Annotated in this window: 1 pseudogene; it reads left to right on the forward strand. The window is 61.3% G+C overall.

Going from position 1 to position 284, the window contains the following annotated elements:
- A pseudogene (locus EJV47_RS27810) lies at positions 1 to 213 on the forward strand (sigma-70 family RNA polymerase sigma factor); the annotation flags it as partial.
- Between the last annotated feature and the right edge of the window lie 71 nt (positions 214 to 284).

Genomic DNA, 284 nt, shown 5'->3' on the forward strand with positions numbered 1-284 from the left:
CAATTCGCCCTGATGAGCGAGGCGCTGGTCCGGCTCGGGGAACCGTGCCGGTCCTTGCTCGAGGGGTTCTACCTGCTCGACAAGTCCATGCAGCGGCGCACGGCGGAGCACGGCGACACCAATGCCGACAACGCCAAGAATCAGAAGTACAAATGCCTGGTGTGTTTGAAGAAGTTGTTTTTCACCCAGTACAAGGAAGAACCGCTGCCCTAACCCGACGCGCCCCCTCCCTGCCCTGGCGGGACTCACCCCCGCCCCCTGCGTTATGATGACCGAAGCAGATT

The sequence above is a fragment of the Hymenobacter gummosus genome, from assembly GCF_003970915.1.
Taxonomy (GTDB): Bacteria; Bacteroidota; Bacteroidia; order Cytophagales; family Hymenobacteraceae; genus Solirubrum; species Solirubrum gummosum.